Source organism: Paenibacillus sp. FSL H7-0735, assembly GCF_038008505.1.
Taxonomy (GTDB): Bacteria; Bacillota; Bacilli; order Paenibacillales; family Paenibacillaceae; genus Paenibacillus_AQ; species Paenibacillus_AQ odorifer.
The window spans coordinates 5,408,940-5,427,503 of sequence record NZ_JBBOZH010000001.1 but is presented as its reverse complement, the minus strand read 5'-3'; the positions used below and the strand labels follow the sequence as shown (position 1 = coordinate 5,427,503).

The following is an 18,564-nucleotide window of genomic DNA, read 5'->3' as shown; positions in this document are numbered from 1 at the left end:
ATGGAAACGGTTAAACGTAAAATAAAATGGTCCCTTCCTCATAGTTATACATTGATTTTTCTGATTATCGTGGCTATTGCCGGATTAACCTGGATTGTCCCGAGCGGCCAATTTGACCGTCAGGAAGTGCTGGTGGATGGTTCCTCCAGAACAGCCATTATCCCGGGAACCTATCATACCGTTCCCAAAATCAGTGAGCAAGGGGATTTGAGACAAGGACTTGCCCAAATTGCCAGTGCGCCGTTAGAAGGAATCATCAATGCTGCTGATGTCGTCGCCTTCGTCCTGATTGTAGGGGGAGCTTTTGGAATTATTCTGCAGACTGGGGCGATTGATCGGGCACTGATGGCTCTAGCCGGAAGACTCAAAAGTAAAGGGATATTACTGATTCCGATAGCCATGGTGATTTTCAGCCTGGGGGGTTCAACCTTTGGAATGAGTGAAGAAATCATTCCGCTTTATGCCATTTTTATACCGTTAATGTTTGCCTTGGGCTTTGACTCCATGACGGCGATTCTCATTCTATTTCTCGGAACACAGATCGGCTATGTCGGATCAACCGTTAATCCTTTCTCTGTATTGATTGCGCAAGGCGTAGCAGGGGTGCAGGGAAATCCACAGCTATGGCTCAGATTTATTGAATGGGTTGTTTTTACTGCGATATCGATTGGTTTTACGATGTGGTATGCGCAGCGGGTGAAGAAGAATCCGGAGAAATCAGCGGTATTCCAAAATGATATTCTAAACCGCCAACACTTCATCAAGGAGAACGAAGGGATAGATGTAAGTTTCTCGAACCGGGATAAATTAATTATTGGAGGCTTCATCTTTACCTTGGGGCTAATTGTCTGGGGAATACTGAGCAAAGGCTGGTATATGACCGAGATCGGAGCGCTTTTCTTTGTACTTGGGATTTTTTCGGGGATTGTCACCCGGATGAGTCAGAAGGAAATTGCCGAGAATTTTGTTAAAGGTTGCGGAGAATTTATCTACGCTGCCGTGATTATCGGTTTGGCCCGGGGGATCCTCGTCGTTGCAGAGAACGGGATGATTATCGATACCATTTTGAATGGGCTGGCTACTATGCTTGAGGGCTTGCCGAATTACTTGTTCACCACCATCATGCTGGTCGTGCATAATATTATTACGTTCTTGGTTCCTTCTTCATCAGGAGAGGCGGCCTTGACGATGCCTGTGCTTGCACCATTAGGCGATCTTGTGGGTGTTAACCGCGAAGCAGTAGTAACCGCATACCAATTTGGAAATGGATTAACGAATCTCATTTCGCCAACAGGTGGTGTGCTGCTGGCAGGTTTGGCCATCGCCCGGATCAATTTTGGACAATGGTTAAAGGTAATTCTCAAGCTGTTTCCGATTCTTTGGCTGGTGGCGGCAATCTTTGCCGCAGTTTCCTCAGCTGTAGGCATGTAGTGGATAAAAAATATTGCAAAGCCATGCGGGATTTCCCGCATGGCTTTTGATTTTTCATTATTTACGGCAGAAGCCTACATCAAAACAAACCTGTTATATGGCCATGCTTCAAAAACAAAAAAAGCGCCCGCTACTCATAGAACATCGTTCAAAACACAATATAACGATTCATCTCGTTCTATAATGCTAAGCTCATTCCTCTTCTGTAAGTACCGCAAATGCGCTACCGTTTCTCCAAGCGCAAAATTTAGGGAAGCAGGATCGACTACCTTAGGGAATAAATAGGTGCTGATTTCGTAAGGGGTGAGTTCTTCGGCGTTTAAGTTTCTCCATATGGACCGGATCTCCTGAAGACGTTCAAGATGATGCTTAATTACGCCATCGATGAACGATTCAGCTAACTCAAATACTTTGCCGTGCCCAGGAAGTACAGTTTGGATTTGTAATGTCCGCAGCATTTGTAGGGTATCAAAATAATCTTGTAGGGGGTTGGTGTTGGTACTGTAATCATACGTAATATTAGGCGTGATTTTCTCAAGCAGAAGGTCACCACCTATGAATAATTTGCTTGACTCGTTAAGAAAGCCGATACTCCCTTCCGCATGACCGTTACCCAATTTAATTTGAAATTGCTTCCCTCCTAATAGAATGTTCTCCTCTGGTTCTAGGATCACTTTGGCTCCCTCGATAGGCTTCACCCAAGTAAACAGTTCCTCATGGTGTTCACTCATCTTGTTTACGAGCGAACCTGGAACCCCACACTTTAGGCTAAATTGAGCAGACTTCCTGATAGATTCGCTGTGAAAGATGCGATCTGCCCATTCAAATGTTTCCATGCTGCTGTAAACAGCAGCATCCGTCCACTGCTGAAACAGACCTGCAAGGCCGTAATGATCCGGATGATAATGAGTCACTATAATCCTTTTGATGTCGCCGAAAGTCAGATGATAGTTTTTCAATACTTCAGTCCAGACCGTTAAGGTATCCTCTGTAGCTAAACCAGGATCAATTACGCTCCATCCCTCTTCATCCTCTATGAGATAACTATTCATATGATTGAGACGCAGGGGCAGAGGTAATCTCACTTGATGTATGCGCAGCTCTGAATGGTTCATCTTTATCTCCTTTTAATTTAATCTGATTTATCGGAATTGTGAAATTAGTATGAACTATAATCCAGAAATAGCGCAGTGTCAACGCTTTTTAATTGAAAAAAGGATGAAAAAAAGTATATTGACAATTAAATCATATCGGTTTAGTATGATTAAAATGTTTCGTTGGCAAACAAAAAGGGGGTGACACAGCATGAAAGATGCAATCAACCGAGAGCAGATTGAAGCCTTGCTTAGAAGCTCGGCGTATCACCGCTTTTTGGATGTTCAAGTAGAAGAATTAAGTGAAGAGTCAATTACGATTTTACTTCCGGAAAATGATCTGTTTGTTACAGGGGATGCTGGATATATTCATGGTGGAATTATTGCAACGCTGATTGACATTGCCGGATACTTTGCAGTACATCGCAAGGTAAATCTGCCCACACCCACTATTGATCTGCGGATTGACTATTTAAGACCAGCTGCGCCAGGTGCTCTGCATGCCAAGGCCAATTTAGTTAAGTTGGGAAGAACGGTTAGTCTGGTAAATATTTCAGTAACAGATCATACAGAGAAGGAAGTTGCTGTAGGCCGAGGATTGTTCAGCTCGAAGCAGTAACCATAACTATTAGGAAGTCAGCCCTAGAAGGAGAGGAGTTATGAATACGTATAATTTTGCAAGCATCATTCAAGAATCTGCTGCTCGATATCCTTCAAAGACTGCGTTGATCACACCCCAGATTACATTGAATTATTCAGAGCTGACTCAGCGGGTGAATCAAGCGGGGAATTTCTTCTTATCCCTTGGGGTTAATCCGGGAGATCGTGTCAGTATATTATTTAACAATGATTACCGATTCCTGGAAATCTGCTTCGGCTTGATGTCGATCGGAGCTATTCCAGTGCCGATGAATGCCAAGCTGGGTGCGGAGACGTTAGCTTATGTGTATCGCAATAGCGGCAGCCGTGTACTCATCTTTCATGATGAACTGAGTGAGAAGGTACAGGCTGTGCAGCAGATCAGTGAAGCCTCTATTCTGGTACGCTGCGCCAGCGTGAATGAACAAAAGACTCCCGTTGCATTGTCCTACGATGAATTGCTTCCTCTGCAGTCCTTAAGTCTGGAACTGTACCCGTCAGAGGAGGGAGATATCTGTTTCCTCCCGTATACATCCGGTTCAACCGGAAATCCCAAAGGCTGCAGGCTAACTCACCGAGGGCAGTTGTGGAATGTTCAGTCTACTTCGCAGCTTAGAGGTTTAACGGATGAGACGCGGGTGATCATCTCTCTGCCTCTCTATCACAAGAATGCCATGACGACGATGAAGACCATTTTTTGGCTTGGTGCCTCAGCCGTCATATTGCCTAAAGCAGATCCCGAGCAGATCCTGAAAGCCATTGAGACTCATCGCGTTACATATATGACGGGAGTGCCCGCTCTTTATCGAATGTTAATAAACTATCTTAAAGAGCATCCCGGTTTTGATCTTACGTCCTTACTTTTTGGTATCTGCGGTTCTTCCGATACACCTAGCGAACTATTGGATGAGGTTCAACTGCTCATGGGGATGCCGGTATATGAAGGGTATGGACTTACCGAAGGGGGACCCGTTGTGCTGGAATCCCGGGAGGGTGTTCAGCGAACGGGCTCGGCAGGTATTCCAGTACCAGGCTGTAAGATCCGAATCGTGGATGAACACGAGAACGAGGTCGGGCCGAATGTAACGGGTGAGCTTTGGGTGAACAACCCGGGAGTGGCTGACGGTTATTGGAATCTCCCGGAGGTTACTGCTCGCAAGATTACACCAGATGGTTGGCTGAAGACTGGGGATGCAGCTTGTAGGGATGAGGATGGATTTGTTTACATTGTTGGACGTAAGGACGACATGATGAATGTAGGCGGAGAGAACGTGTATCCCAAAGAGGTGGAGAACATTCTGCTGAAGCATCCTTCGATTGATGATGTCTGTGTCCTGCCCATTCCTCATGAAGTAAAGGGAGAAGTTCCTATAGCCGTCATTGTGACAGGCAAAAGAGGTGAACTTAAGGAGGAGGAGGTGAAGCAGTTCTTCATCCTGAATGGTCCTGCTTACGCTCATCCCCGCAGAGTCATCTTTGTAGATGCTTTGCCACTTACCGGACCGGGCAAGCTTGATCGAATGTCTTTAAAAGAGCAAGTCATTCAAAATTTAACCTAAGAGGAGAAGATATACGATGAGAGCTGCACTTATTCTTGAACATGGAGATCGCAATAATGTTGTTGTAGGAGAGTACCCGAAACCCGAAGCGGGGCTAAACGAAGTTGTTGTTAAGGTTGAAGCAGTTTCACTGAACCACCTTGATATTTTTGTACGGCGAGGAATTCCGGGGAGAAAGCTCCCTTTGCCACATATCTCTGGTGGGGACATTTCTGGAGTTGTGGAACAAGTAGGAGAAGGAGTTCTAAACGCCAAGCCTGGTGACCGGGTTCTCATTGATCCATCTATTCCGGGTCATGGGGCGCTGGGGGAAGACCTGACTGGAGGACTTGCAGAATATGTGAAGGTTCCAGCGCAGAATTTGATCCCGTTGCCGGATGAGATTTCTTTTGAAGATGCGGCTGCTCTTCCTATTGCTTATGGAACAGCCTGGAGAATGCTGATTACCCGTGGCAAGCTACAAGCGAATGAAACGATTTTGATTCTGGGTGCAAGCGGCGGTGTAGGTAACGCGGCTGTGCTCATCGCTAAGCTGGCGGGTGCCAAAGTTATTGCGGCAGCCGGATCTGATGACAAGTTGGAGAAGCTTAAGGAGCTTGGAGCGGATCTGGTCATTAACTATAACAAAACAGATTTCTCGAAAGAAGTCTGGAATTACACGGGCAAAAAAGGAGCGGATGTCGTCGTTGACTATACCGGAAAGGCCACATGGCCTCAAAGTATTAAATCGACTCGGGTAGGTGGACGAATTCTAACCTGCGGTGCAACGACTGGTTTTGAAGCAGTGACGGATCTGAGATATGTGTGGGTACGTGAAATTACAATTATCGGCTCCAATGGTTGGGAAGCGGGCGATCTGATCACTCTGCTGGAGCTTGTGCAAAGTCGCAAGCTGAAACCGATTATTGACAGAGTATTGCCACTTGATGAAATCAGGGAAGCTCATCGCATCATTGAAGAGCGAGAATTTTTTGGCAAGATCATTATCAAACCATAGGGGAGGTGGACATTATCGGGTTCACATTGAAGTTTGACCATATTGTTCATTATGTACATCAGCCGGAGCAGGTATTTAAAGCATTGGAACCTTACGGCATCAGTGCCATACAGGGTGGAAGACACGAACAAATTGGGACTTATAATGCACTCAGCTACTTCGATCTCAGTTATATCGAGTGGATCGGTGTATACGATCATAGTCTGCTTCCACTTGGAGACCGGACAAGCCGTTATGGTCTGATAGAAACGTTGGCCGAAGATGGATTCCAGGAAGGGCTTAGCAGAATCGCACTTCGTACCCATGATATTGAAGGACTTGCAGCGCATCTGCGCAGTCAAGGTCTTGAGGTAATTGGACCGGAGGAAGGTAGTCGCAGAAGACCGGACGGTACGCTGTTAAAGTGGAAGCTCTTATTCGCAGGAGAAGCCGATGTAGAAGACGGGCTCCCACTTCCCTTCTTCATTCAGTGGGAAGGAGAAGAATCGAAGCGGAAGCAAGAGCTGCAGGAGGCCGGAGTGATCGTTCCACATGAACGTGGACTTCTCAAGCTTAGTGAGGTCGGATTTACAGTGATTCGTCTGCAAGAGACAGTCGAAAAATGGGCGAAGTGGTTCGGCGTCTACGCGGGTGAAGTTGTCTATGATCCTATATTGAGAGGCAATCGGCAGACTCTTGATCTGCAAGGGACTGTACTCAGCTTTGTCGAGCCTGTGGAAGAGGGGCCGGCTGCAGAAGCCTTGAAGTTGCGCGGACAGCGACCATTCCTTGTAGGGTTAAGTTCCGAAGAACCTGGAAGTCAGCAGCAATATGTTGATATTCACGGTTCACTATATCATTTGGATTGAGGCTGCATGTCGGACTTCTTCTGACAAAACAGGCAAAGAAGGGGGGTTACTGTATGGCCAAAGAGAGGAAAGGCCGAACGGGGCAAAAACCTCTATGGATTATTATTGTTCAGGTGGCGTTTGTAATTCTGCTGCTGGGGTGGATGGAAATTGCGGTCTCCAAAGGCTGGGTGAGTCGAGTTTTCCTGGCTTCACCAACACAAATTTGGAATGAACTTGTCTATACCATTCAAGAAAATACATTGTGGCCGCATCTGATCTTAAGTCTGAAGGAGGTTACAGTAGGCTATTTGATATCTGTTGTTGCCGGAATCGGACTCGGTGTACTCTTCGTGTCATTCCCAACATTGGAAAAGCTGATAGATCCACTGGTAGCATCAGTAATGGCTATCCCGAAGACAGCGATTATGCCGCTGCTCATCGTCTGGTTTGGGATTGGGTTTACGAGCAAGGTCGTGCTGGTTATTCTTTTTTGTTTTTTTAATATTCTCTACAACACCGTTACAGGTGCCAAACAGACCCGGAACGATCATATCAAACTAGCCAGGGTCTTCAAGGCAAGCAGAGCTCAGACAGTATTTAAGGTACTTCTGCCATCGGCGCTGCCAAGCATTTTCAACGGGCTGCGGGTCACTGCGGCCACAGCGATTACCGGCGTTGTTTTTGCAGAGATGGCAGCCTCCAAGGGCGGATTAGGATTTATGCTAAATGAGTCTCAAGCTGTACTTAATACACCCAGGTTATATCTCGTTATTATCATCGTAACGATCTTGTCCGTCTTATTCGTGAACATCGTCAATCTTGTCGAGCGGATCACTTGCCGCCGTTGGATGACGAGCCCACATCAATCTAAATAGAGTAGGTGCGATCCATATGAAGAAGCGTAATAAAATAATCAACCTGTTATCCATAATTCTCATTCTATCCCTCATCTTGACAGCATGTGGATCTAACCCTGGTTCAAATGCTGCGAACAATAAATCCGCTAACGATTCCAATACAAGTAATACCCCTGCAGCTACCGCGTCTCCTTCAAATGCAAACAATGAGGAAACTACGTCCTTGAGCCCAGCTGATGGAATCCCTCCTTGGCAAGGCCGCGACAATGAACCTGTTAAAATCAATGCTGGCTTCGCCAAAGGAATGACTGGGATAGCCAATCAATTTGCAATAGCGAAAGGTTGGTATTCCGATGCTGGTATAGATCTTGATATCGTTGATATTCCCAATCCTGTAGCTGCTTTCGGCGCGGGCGAGGTAGACATTGCCGATGGTGACCCAGGTACTTATATTCCAGCCATCGCTAATGGCGTTAAGATGAAAATAGTCAGCAATATGTGGAGAAGTCGAGGCGCCTACTGGATTATTGCCAAACCGGAGATTAAGACATGGGCAGATCTGAAAGGCAAAACCATTGGAACCGGTCAAGCCACAGGTGGCATGCCTTTGACTCTCAAGGAGGTTCTTAGCCAGAACGGGATTGATTATGAAAATGATGTGGAATATGCGGCGAATAACTTTTTTCAAGAAGCCTATGCATCTTTTGTGAAGGGTGAAGTTGACGCTACGATCATTCACCAGCCATTCGCCACGTTAGCTGAACAAGAAGGAACAGGACATGTTCTTGCAAAAACCTGGGAGTTTGTCCCCGAATATCAGACGGGTGTGCTTGTAGCCAGCCAGAAGTTGATTGATGAACAGCCGGAGGTTGTTGAACGCTTGCTTGAAGTTTACTTTTATGCGAATGAATATGCCAAAACTCATCTTGATGAATTTTATCCTTGGGCAGCCGAATATCTGAATCTGGATGAAGAAACAGTTAAGACGGCTATTAATTCCGAGATTGTATTATGGGAGAACAATCCGATCGTCGATACGAAACGTCTTCAGGTTACTGAAGATCTGCTAACCAAATATGGCATGCAACGTGAAGCGATTTCTGTTGACGGTGTTGTCGATAACACATTTGCCGAAAAGATTGCGAAGACACTGCTGCTTGGAAAATATGCGAAGCAGCAATAATCACACAGGGAGGAGCGCTTATGCCTACTATTGAACTCCGTAACATCAACAAGGAATACTCCAGTGTGGACGATGAGCAGACTCTAGCGCTCAAAAATATAAATCTTCAGGTGAGTGATGGCGAGTTCGTCTGCGTTCTTGGGCCAAGCGGATGCGGAAAGAGCACGCTGCTCGAAATCGTGGCGGGCTTACTTAAACAATCCACTGGTGAGATTATTTTGGATGGCAAGGTGCAGTCTGGAACGAGCAGAGATATCGGAGTTGTATTTCAGGATTCCGCTTTATTTCCTTGGCGTACTATTCGCCGGAATATAGAATTCGGCTTGGAAATTGCAGGGGTTCCTCGTTCAGAGCGACGTGAGCGGGCAATCCGCACGATTGATCTTGTAGGGCTAGGCGGTTTTGCTGACAAATATCCGCACCAATTATCTGGAGGTATGCGCCAGCGAGCCGGCTTAGCCCGGACGCTGGTAGCAGATCCACAAGTCATCTTGATGGATGAACCCTTCAGTGCTGTCGATCACCTGACACGACTAACGCTGCAAGATGAGATCATACGGATCTGGCAACAGGAGAAGAAGACGGTATTCTTCATTACTCATGATGTGGCTGAGGCCGTATATTTGGCTACACGTATCGTCCTGCTCAGTCCACGTCCAGGACGGATCCATAAGATTTTTGATGTTCCTTTTGAAAGACCGCGCAGTAGAAATGATGCCGAGATTCTGAACATTGTGGAGAAGATCTATATCAGTATCAATAATCCCCCTGAGGATCAGACCGAGTATTTTATTTAATAAGTCACATTTCAATAAATTAGCCACGGAGGTGACACGATGAATATATTAATTACCGGGGGAAGCGGAGGAATTGGATTTGCAATCAGCCGGAGGCTTGGTGCGGGGGGCCACCGCTTGCTCATATCTGGGCGGGAAGAACGTCATCTCGAAAATGCAGCCGCAGTACTACCTCAGGATGCATTGTATTTGACTGCAGATGCTGGGGACTTATCTTCTATTAACCGGCTTGTCAAATATTCCGAAGAACATTCATTCTCGCCAGATGTGCTGGTGCTTAATGCTGCAGCCTTCTATGATGCAAGCCGTTCGGTGATTGAACCCGATGTGGCCGAACTAGATCGTATATTACAGGTGAATCTACTGGCGAATGTAGCTTTGGTAAAGGCTTTCCTTCCAGCTATTAAGACCGGAAGTTACCCACGTATATTTTTCATAGGATCAACGGCGGCTCTTCGTTCGGACAGCTCTTTTTATGCTATATCCAAAGCAGCCTTGAGCAATTATGCCCGTGGCTTAAGAGAGGAACTAAAAACATCCGGCGTAGGCGTGACCCTCATTCATCCTGGGGCAACATTTACTGAAAGAAGAGTACCGGGAGAAGGGATTGCTGAGGATAGATTTCTTGCATCAGATGATATAGCCAAGATCGTTGAGATGATGCTGGAGCTAAGCCCACAGGCAGTTGTGGAAGAGATTAGTATTCGTCCTATGCTCGGTGATACTTACTAAAAACAACCTAGAGAATACCGCGCCCCAGCTTTCAACATGAGATTGCCTTTGAACTCGTCATGGGCATTGATGAGAATGAAATTTTTGTTTGACGAATCTTGTGGAGTACGTATAGTATGAAATTGTTTCGTAAGAAAACAAAATTTCAAGAGGGGCGTTAAAGATTGGAGAAATTTCATGTTGAACTGGACCGCGCGTTGGTTCGAATGTTCGAAGTTTATAATGCACTAAACAAGAGACCAAGAGAGTATACTTCTGGGGTCGTCTTATATTTATCTGAAATTCATATGATTGAAGCGATTGGGCATCATCCCGACTGTAAATTAACAGAAATCTCAAATGTTCTTAACATTACCAAAGGCACCACTTCCAAATTATTATCCAAGCTGGAAGCAAAAGGTCTTGTTTCGAAATATCAGGTTGAAGGGAACAAGAAGGAAGTGTATTTTAGACTGACTGAACTGGGACAAGGAGCCTTTGAAGGTCACTATCAGCTACATGAGGCGAGAAGTTCGGATATTGATAGAGAATTCGACAATTATTCTCCTGAAGAGCAGAGGATCATCCTGAGGTTCATTCACATGTACACGGAGGAAATGGGACGTTATCTAGAATAAGGCTATTGTCTAGTCATTAGGAGGAAATGCATTGAAGAACTTGGAGCAGAAATTGCAGGAGATTCGTAATAATTTGCATGAAAATCCGGAGTTATCCAACGAGGAATATTCGACAACTCGCAAGCTGAGGGACTGGTTAGAAGAGGCGGAAATTCATATCTTGGATACACCCTCTCTACGAACAGGACTCGTCGCGCAGATCGGTACAGGACAAGCACCCATCATAGCCATTCGTGCAGACATTGACGCTCTTCCGATACAAGAAGAGACGGGGCTGCCCTATAGCTCTCAAGTGGCCGGGAAGATGCATGCTTGTGGACATGATGTACATACGGCAGTGATTCTGGGGGCCGCTTATAGTCTTAAAGAGCGGGAGAAAGAATTGTCTGGAACTGTGCGTATCCTTTTTCAGCCTGCTGAAGAGACTGGACATGGAGCCAAACAGATCATAGATTCTGGAGGTCTCAAAGATGTTGAAGCAATCTTCGGCTTGCATAATTGGCCCGAACTTCCGGTAGGTGAATTAGGAAACAGGGTCGGTGCAATTACTGCAGGCGTAGACCGATTTGAAATTACAATTAACGGAACGGGAGCTCATGCTGCGTTACCGGAGAAAGGTACAGATTCGATTGTGTTGGCTTCACAAATTGTGCTGGCTTTGCAGACCATTAGCAGCCGGTCTATTAGTGCACTAGAATCTGTAGTAGTGAGCATAACACGGATTAGCGGAGGAAATACATGGAATGTGCTTCCGGAAACCGTGGTCCTTGAAGGGACAGTTCGAACTTTAAATACATCGATTCAGCAGGAGATTCCCCGCCGAATGGAGCAAATTATTCAGGGGTTGGCTGCAGCCGCTGGGGCAGAAGCATTGTTGCACTGGTATCCTGGACCGCCTGCAACCATAAATGATTCCAGATGGACTGCATTTATGAGTTCGGTGGCTGAAGAGCAAGGCTATCGAGTTCTTGAGATAGGTCCCCAGATGGGAGGAGAGGATTTCTCTTATTATCTGCAAACGATTCCTGGAGCTTTTGTAATGATCGGATCAGGGGCTACCTATAATCTACATCATCCAAAGTTTGCGCCCGATGAGACCCTGCTGCTTCCAGCAGCAGAATATTTTGCTACCCTGAGCGTGCGGGCTCTGAAAGAATTGAGCAAATAAAATACAAAAATAACCTGTCACAGAAGCTCTTGCATTTTCAATTAGCAGATGATATAGTGTGCATGTAAGCGTTTTAGGCGAAATGACCCGGGAATCGCTGCTTATAATAATACTTATATAATTCACTATAACTTCATAAAGCGTAATCCAATACAGGCGTGTTACTGTTCGGCAGGCAAGACCTAAATTGGGTAGAGAAATTTTCCTACCCTCTTTAGGTCTTTTTTTGTTCCCTATTTGAGGAAAGCGGGTGTATCCCATATGAATTACAAAGAAACGGCTCAGTTGATTTTTGACAAAGTAGGCGGAAATCAGAATATTAGCGGGGTTATCCATTGTTCGACCCGACTGCGAATTAACCTCCACAATCCTAGTCTCGCGAAAACAGAGGAAATTAAAGCTTTGACTCCAGTTATGGGAGCTGTTTATAGTGGCGGACAATATCAAGTCATTATTGGAAATGATGTAGGGTATGTCTATAACGAAATGGTAAAATTACTCGATTCAGACAAGACTGCTCCAGCGCAGGAGATATCAGCAAAACCTGACCGTAGCCTAAAAGGGTTGTTTAATAGCTTTGCTGCTATCATATCGGGGATCTTTCAGCCTATAATACCTGCAATTGCTGCTGCCGGAATGCTAAAGGCGTTGCTTCTATTAAGCACCGTAACCGGGATTCTCTCTAAGGAAGGGCAGACCTATACGATCCTTAGTGTGATGGCAGATTCTGCTTTTTATTTCCTTCCGCTATTACTAGCCTTTTCAAGTTCGCAAAAATTCAAAACAAACCCTTATGTTTCAGTTGCTTTAGGAGGGGTTTTACTGCATCCGAATTTAATCAGTTTGCTTGGCGGTGAAGAACCTGTTCGTTTTATTGGGCTCCCAGTTGCTTCTGTCACCTATGCAACTTCTGTTATCCCTATTATCTTAACGATTTGGTTTATGTCTTACATTGAAAAATTTGCGGATAAGATTTCACCTGGACCGGTAAAAATTTTCCTTAAGCCACTCATTACTATTCTAATTGTTGCTCCCGTTGCTTTGATTGCCTTGGGGCCGTTGGGGAATTATGTAGGTACAGGGCTTTCCAGCGGTGTTTTCTGGATACAGGAGCGGATCGGTTGGTTAACGGTTGTCATTCTCTCCATTTTGATGCCGTTAATCGTTATGTTCGGGATGCATAAAGTGTTTTACCCGATTATTTTTGCCGCTATCGCATCACCAGGTTACGAAACGTTGGTATTGATTGCTATGCTGGCTTCCAATATGGCCCAAGGAGCAGGCGCTTTAGCCGTTGCTGTAAAGACTAAAGACTCTAAATTGAAACAGATTGCTTTGCCCGCTGGAATATCTGGGTTATTCGGAATTACTGAACCAGCTCTATATGGAGTACATTTACGTCTGAAAAAAACACTTTTTGCCTGTATGATCGGTGCGGGAACGGCTGGACTATACGCTGGGCTGGTGAATCTTAAGGGATATGCTGCTGTTGGTCCAGGCTTGGCTTCGCTTCCTATGTTTATCAGCGAGGACAGCTCAAACCTCATAAACGCTTTGATTACCATGGCTATTTCCATCATCGTTACGTTTGTGGCTGTTTTTATCCTCGGTTTCAATGATGAGGGAGCTGTACCCGCTTCAGGTGAGCCAACGTTGGCTGACGGAAAAGACAAGCTTGCCGAACAGCCAATTAAACCGCAAAATACCAAAGCTAAATATGTTGTTTTTGCACCGATTGAAGGAACTGTATTGCCGCTTCGTGAGGTTAACGATGAGGCTTTCGCTCAAGAGGCGATGGGCCAAGGGATGGCGATTCAACCTGCTAACGGAAAAGTTGTAGCCCCGTTTGACGGCACTGTGGAAACAGTCTTCCGTACAAAGCACTCCATTGGGTTAAGATCAGCTGACGGCATTGAATTACTTATTCATGTAGGGCTTGATACTGTGAAATTAAAAGGTCAGCATTTTAATCTCCATGTGAAAGAAGGCGATGAGATCCGGCACGGGCAGCTGCTGATGGAGTTCGACCTTGATGAGATCCGAAAGGCAGGATTTGATACCACTACACCGGTTATCGTCACAAATTCGGCTGACTATCTGGAAGTTCTGGGTCATGATAGCCCAGGTTTAACTGGACCAGATAAGCCGCTGATTACTGCGTTTTAACTTGGAAAAAGAAAATATGCCTGGAAAGTGAGAGGTCATTTTATATGGAAGTAGTAAAAGTTCTCAATACGAGCATCGTTCTTGCCAAGCGTGCAGATCAAAAAGAAGTTATCGTAATGGGCAAAGGCATCGGGTATAAAAGCAGACCGGGTGACAGTATTAATGAGGACGAGATCGAAAAGGTATATGTGCTTGAAAATGAAAGCATGTCTTCCAACTTGACTGCTTTAATGAAGGAAACTCCCCAGGAGTACTTGATTCTTGCGGACGAAATCATATCTAATGCCAAAACCGTTCTTTCCAGGCACCTCAGCGAACATTTATATATCTCTCTGACGGATCATTTATATATGGCGGTCAAACGTCATAAAGATAATCTTACAATTCAGAACCGGATGCTTTGGGAAGTCAGAAAGTTTTATCCAGTTGAATTTGGTATTGGAGTCCAAGCCCTTCAACTTATTGAACGTCAAGTGGGAATCTTGCTGCCAGAAGAAGAAGCGGCTAATATAGCCTTCCATCTGGTTAATGCTCAACAAACCGATGACAATATGAATCAGGTCCTACTCATGACGAGTACAGTAAAAGACATACTTAACATTATCAAAATTCAATATGGAATTGAACTTAATACCCAGAGTATTAATTACTCACGTTTTTTAACCCATTTGCAGTTTTTTGTCCAGCGCTTACTAGAAAACAAGATGCTGGAATCTCATGATCATGAACTTTTGGGGCAGATCATAAATAAATATCCGGAAGAAGAACGATGCGTCGAATCTATCAAACATTATATAGAAGCGAAATTCGAGTACACCATATCAAATGAAGAAATGATGTATCTAATTATTCATATTAACCGTGTTATTCATCGGAATTAGAGAGGAGCCATAAAAGTGATAGAACATTTAAAAAGAAAATTCCCTGAAGGTTTTTTGTGGGGAGGGGCAATTGCGGCTAATCAGGCGGAAGGAGCTTGGAATGTAGAGGGTAAGGGATTATCAACCGCTGATATAGCGATATACAAAAAGAATCTAAGCAAAAGTGACTATAAAAAACATAATACGGTGGGTGAAGAGCAGATTCAGATGGCTATGGAGGATGCTTCAGACCGGGATTATCCAAAACGCAGAGGTATTGATTTCTATCACCGATATCGAGAAGACCTCGCCTTATTCGGAGAGATGGGCTTAAAAACCTTGCGGGTATCCATAGCATGGACACGGATATTCCCGAATGGTGATGAAGAACATCCTAATGAAGCTGGGTTGAAATTTTACGATAATTTGTTTGATGAAATGCATAGGCAAGGGATAGAACCACTGGTTACTTTATCCCATTATGAAATGCCGATGCACCTTGTTAATGAATATGGGGGATGGACAGATCGGCGTGTCGTAGAATTTTTTATTACTTTCTGCAAAGCGGTGTTTGAAAGATATAAAAACAAAGTGAAGCTTTGGGTTACGTTTAATGAAATTGACAGTATTGTACGTCATCCGTTTACTAGTGGCGGGATTGTTCCAAATCGTCATGACAATGTTGAACAAGCTGTTTATCAAGCATTGCATCACCAATTCGTAGCTAGTGCACTGGCAGTAAAGTACTGCCATGAAATTGTTCCTGGGTCAAAGATTGGCTGCATGCTAACTCGGCTCATGATGTATCCCCATACCTGTAGTCCCAAAGATGTTCTGGCCGCCTTTAAGGATAACCAGTTCAATTACTTCTTTACAGATGTGATGGTACGTGGAGCATACCCTAACTTTATTAAACGCTTCTTCAGTGATAAAGGTATAAATATTCATAAGGTAGAGGGTGATGATGAAATCTTAAAATCACATCTGGTCGATTTTATTTCATTTAGCTATTATATGTCATTGGTTGCCAGCGCTGAAAGCGAGGGTCTAGAGAAAGTTAGCGGAAACACTATGGGGGGCGTAAAGAACCCATACTTAGAAACCAATGCTTGGGGATGGCAAATCGACTCCATTGGTCTTCGGATTTCTCTGAACGATCTCTACAACCGGTATCAAGTTCCGCTATTTATTGTAGAGAACGGAATTGGAGCGCATGACAAAATAGAAGATGACGGAACAATTCAGGATGATTATCGAATCGCTTATTTCCAAGCTCATCTCGAGGAAATGCACGAGGCTATTCTGGATGGTGTGGAGCTCATGGGTTACACCAGTTGGGGCGTGATAGATCTTGTCAGCTATTCTTCTTCCGAAATGGAGAAAAGATATGGATTTATTTATGTTGATTTAGACAATGAAGGAAATGGGACGCTCGAAAGAAAGCGCAAAAAGAGTTTCTATTGGTATAAAGATGTAATTGCAAACAATGGATTGTAAGTTAAAGTGTTGATGTTATAAGTGCTTATATCTTTTAAGTATTAAAACTAGATTATATATATATTTGGAATATGATTTGACCTATGGTAGGATTTTTCTGTCGCGCTGAATTAAGCAATGACGTTGACGGAAAGGATAAATGATAGAGATGATCATAACACAAATATTGATATTATTTGGTTTAATGGCTATTGGGTTTATAGCAAACAAAAGAGGAATTTTAGACGAAAGTAGTAATAGGAGTTTCTCTAAGCTTATTATTAATATTGCTATCCCAGCAACGATAATCAGTTCATCGATTGGTCAGAATATGGACAACAAAATGGAAGCCATGACCGTATTCGCAGTAGCGATGGCAGTGTTTATTATAACTCCTATTTTCGGTAGATTTTTTGTGAAAAAGCTGAAAATGAACAAAACTTATGAAATCATGCTGGTGTACAGCAACCTAGGGTTTATGGGCATTCCTATTATTTCTAGTATTTATGGTGAGAGTGCTATATTTTATGTATCGATATATATGATGTTATTTAATATAAGTCTTTTTTCGTATGGGATTTCCATTATTCAGAAGGATGATGCGAGCCGTGTAGGGATTTTTAAAAATTTGATTAATCCAGGTATTATATCAGCAATCCTAGGCTTAGTCATATTTATCCTAGACATACCGGTTCCACTTCCGCTTGTTAAACTGTTAGCGACTATTGGGAGTGTCACCACACCACTGGCGATGATCGTTATTGGATCTACTCTAGCTGCAGTAAGTATAAGGGATGTTATAAAAGATAAGACGTTATATCAATTTACCTTCTTGAAAATCGTACTAATCCCAGGAGTGCTGTGGTTTATTCTTCAATTTTTTATTCACGACGCAATGATTTTGGGGATAGCCGTTATTTTAACAAGTTTGCCGACAGCCGGCAATGTGTCCATGTTATGCCTGGAATATGACGGAGATGTTGAACTGGTTACGAAGGGCATCTTTATGTCTACTATTTTTTCGCTGGTGACGATTCCTGTTTTGTTATTTCTTTTTTAGACTAGCCCCTTGATGAGAGGGGTTCTTTATTATGTATGGAGTGCTTTTGCTTTGCATTCGCAAGAAACTATTAAAAAATGAAGAGATTGTCTATACTTATTAAAGCTCGTCTATGTTGTAAGTGAAGGAGGAGGGCTTTAATGGATACACGCAAGTTGCGTTACTTCGTAACCATTGTGGACTCGGATCAGAATATAACAAAGGCGGCCAAGTTATTGAATTTAGCCCAACCCCCTTTAAGTCAACAGGTGAAACTGCTTGAAGAGGAGCTAGGGGTTAGTTTGTTCGAACGCCACGGGAAAAGGCTCTATTTGACACAATCGGGGGAAGTTTTATATCAGCAAGCTGTTAAGATCCTGCAATCTATAGAGGATGCACGTTGTGAAGTGATGGAGACGGCAGAGGGTCTAAGGGGGAAACTGAATATAGGGATTTACGATTTTTATTCAGGTCTGATTGCAGAGAAGATTAGGATATTCTCGAATAAGTATCCTTTGGTCACCTTTAAAATATTGGAACATGAACCCCAGCAACTGATTGGGCTGCTGAAGGACAGAACAATTGATTTAGCTTTTGTGAATTTGCCTATCCCTATGGACGATTTCTCTGTGCGAATTTTTGGGGATCATGGATTGGCGTGTGCTGTTCCGAATAATATAGGAGGGGACTTCGCAGGCCACGACGTGTCTCTGTACGAATTGAAAGATATTCCTTGGATTATTTTAAAACGGGACAGTCAAAGTGGATTGCAGCCGATCATTTTAAATGAATGCAGTAAACTGGGGATCACACCGAATATATTATGTGAAAGCAATAATGTGGAATCCGTTTTGGCTCTAGTAAATGCCGGTTTGGGTGCTGCTATATTCCCTGCATTTTTTGTTCAGCATGCGGCGAATCCTAAATATCGAATTCTAAATCTCAAAGATACCTCGCTGAAAATGGAATCGGCAGTGATCTGGATGAAAGAACGTTACTTATCCAAGCAGGCTCGCCTCTTTCTGGAATTATTTGAATAGTAACAGGATGAAAAATAGAGCTATATTATAGGATGGTTACAGGGCTTGTCGTTATTAAAACGGCAAGTCTTTTTGTTAT

The 18,564-nt window shown here is 43.9% G+C and carries 17 protein-coding genes; 16 read left to right on the top strand and 1 reads right to left on the bottom strand.

Annotation, left to right across the window (positions count from 1 at the left end; translation table 11 throughout):
• Complete coding sequence (locus tag NSS82_RS24655; protein WP_076272232.1) at nucleotides 1–1,431, top strand: YfcC family protein; 1,431 nt, start codon at nucleotides 1–3, stop codon at nucleotides 1,429–1,431.
• A 134-nt stretch (nucleotides 1,432–1,565) separates the two neighbouring features.
• On the opposite strand, the gene NSS82_RS24650 is transcribed toward NSS82_RS24655, so the two are convergent.
• Complete coding sequence (locus tag NSS82_RS24650) at nucleotides 1,566–2,546, bottom strand: MBL fold metallo-hydrolase (protein WP_076272231.1); 981 nt, start codon at nucleotides 2,544–2,546, stop codon at nucleotides 1,566–1,568.
• Nucleotides 2,547–2,736: 190 nt separating this feature from the next.
• Here NSS82_RS24650 and NSS82_RS24645 point away from each other — a divergent pair, with 190 nt between their 5' ends.
• The 15 genes from NSS82_RS24645 (at nucleotide 2,737) to NSS82_RS24575 (ending at nucleotide 18,485) form a co-directional block, all read left to right on the top strand.
• Nucleotides 2,737–3,144 carry a PaaI family thioesterase gene (locus NSS82_RS24645; protein ID WP_076272230.1) on the top strand — a complete coding sequence of 136 codons (408 nt, stop codon included), beginning with the start codon at nucleotides 2,737–2,739 and terminating at the stop codon, nucleotides 3,142–3,144.
• A 40-nt stretch (nucleotides 3,145–3,184) separates the two neighbouring features.
• Nucleotides 3,185–4,723, top strand: coding sequence for a class I adenylate-forming enzyme family protein (locus NSS82_RS24640; protein ID WP_076272229.1), 1,539 nt, complete (start codon nucleotides 3,185–3,187; stop codon nucleotides 4,721–4,723).
• Nucleotides 4,724–4,739: 16 nt separating this feature from the next.
• Nucleotides 4,740–5,720, top strand: a complete 981-nt coding sequence (locus NSS82_RS24635) for a zinc-binding dehydrogenase (RefSeq protein ID WP_076272228.1) — start codon at nucleotides 4,740–4,742, stop codon at nucleotides 5,718–5,720.
• A 5-nt stretch (nucleotides 5,721–5,725) separates the two neighbouring features.
• Complete coding sequence (locus tag NSS82_RS24630) at nucleotides 5,726–6,568, top strand: VOC family protein (RefSeq protein WP_169744797.1); 843 nt, start codon at nucleotides 5,726–5,728, stop codon at nucleotides 6,566–6,568.
• Nucleotides 6,569–6,621: 53 nt separating this feature from the next.
• Nucleotides 6,622–7,425 (top strand): ABC transporter permease, encoded by an 804-nt coding sequence (locus NSS82_RS24625; protein ID WP_076272227.1) that lies wholly within the window; start codon nucleotides 6,622–6,624, stop codon nucleotides 7,423–7,425.
• A 16-nt stretch (nucleotides 7,426–7,441) separates the two neighbouring features.
• Complete coding sequence (locus NSS82_RS24620; protein WP_076272226.1) at nucleotides 7,442–8,590, top strand: ABC transporter substrate-binding protein; 1,149 nt, start codon at nucleotides 7,442–7,444, stop codon at nucleotides 8,588–8,590.
• A 20-nt stretch (nucleotides 8,591–8,610) separates the two neighbouring features.
• Nucleotides 8,611–9,387 (top strand): ABC transporter ATP-binding protein, encoded by a 777-nt coding sequence (locus NSS82_RS24615; protein ID WP_038572752.1) that lies wholly within the window; start codon nucleotides 8,611–8,613, stop codon nucleotides 9,385–9,387.
• A gap of 39 nt (nucleotides 9,388–9,426) precedes the next feature.
• Entirely contained in the window at nucleotides 9,427–10,119 is a 693-nt protein-coding gene (locus tag NSS82_RS24610) for an SDR family oxidoreductase (RefSeq protein ID WP_052097246.1), read from the top strand.
• A 164-nt stretch (nucleotides 10,120–10,283) separates the two neighbouring features.
• Nucleotides 10,284–10,736 carry a MarR family transcriptional regulator gene (locus tag NSS82_RS24605; RefSeq protein ID WP_052097244.1) on the top strand — a complete coding sequence of 151 codons (453 nt, stop codon included), beginning with the start codon at nucleotides 10,284–10,286 and terminating at the stop codon, nucleotides 10,734–10,736.
• A gap of 31 nt (nucleotides 10,737–10,767) precedes the next feature.
• Nucleotides 10,768–11,904 carry an amidohydrolase gene (locus NSS82_RS24600; protein WP_076272225.1) on the top strand — a complete coding sequence of 379 codons (1,137 nt, stop codon included), beginning with the start codon at nucleotides 10,768–10,770 and terminating at the stop codon, nucleotides 11,902–11,904.
• A gap of 261 nt (nucleotides 11,905–12,165) precedes the next feature.
• Nucleotides 12,166–14,070: a beta-glucoside-specific PTS transporter subunit IIABC gene (locus NSS82_RS24595; protein WP_076272224.1), complete on the top strand. Its 1,905-nt coding sequence runs from the start codon at nucleotides 12,166–12,168 to the stop codon at nucleotides 14,068–14,070.
• 44 nt (nucleotides 14,071–14,114) lie between these two features.
• Nucleotides 14,115–14,951: a BglG family transcription antiterminator LicT gene (licT, locus tag NSS82_RS24590; protein ID WP_076272223.1), complete on the top strand. Its 837-nt coding sequence runs from the start codon at nucleotides 14,115–14,117 to the stop codon at nucleotides 14,949–14,951.
• Between the two features lie 18 nt (nucleotides 14,952–14,969).
• A complete protein-coding gene (locus tag NSS82_RS24585; protein WP_178944179.1) occupies nucleotides 14,970–16,427 on the top strand; it encodes a glycoside hydrolase family 1 protein in 1,458 nt (485 codons plus the stop codon).
• Nucleotides 16,428–16,575: 148 nt separating this feature from the next.
• Nucleotides 16,576–17,466, top strand: coding sequence for an AEC family transporter (locus tag NSS82_RS24580; RefSeq protein ID WP_256718384.1), 891 nt, complete (start codon nucleotides 16,576–16,578; stop codon nucleotides 17,464–17,466).
• A gap of 140 nt (nucleotides 17,467–17,606) precedes the next feature.
• Nucleotides 17,607–18,485, top strand: a complete 879-nt coding sequence (locus tag NSS82_RS24575) for a LysR family transcriptional regulator (protein WP_038572742.1) — start codon at nucleotides 17,607–17,609, stop codon at nucleotides 18,483–18,485.
• Nucleotides 18,486–18,564: the final 79 nt, after the last annotated feature.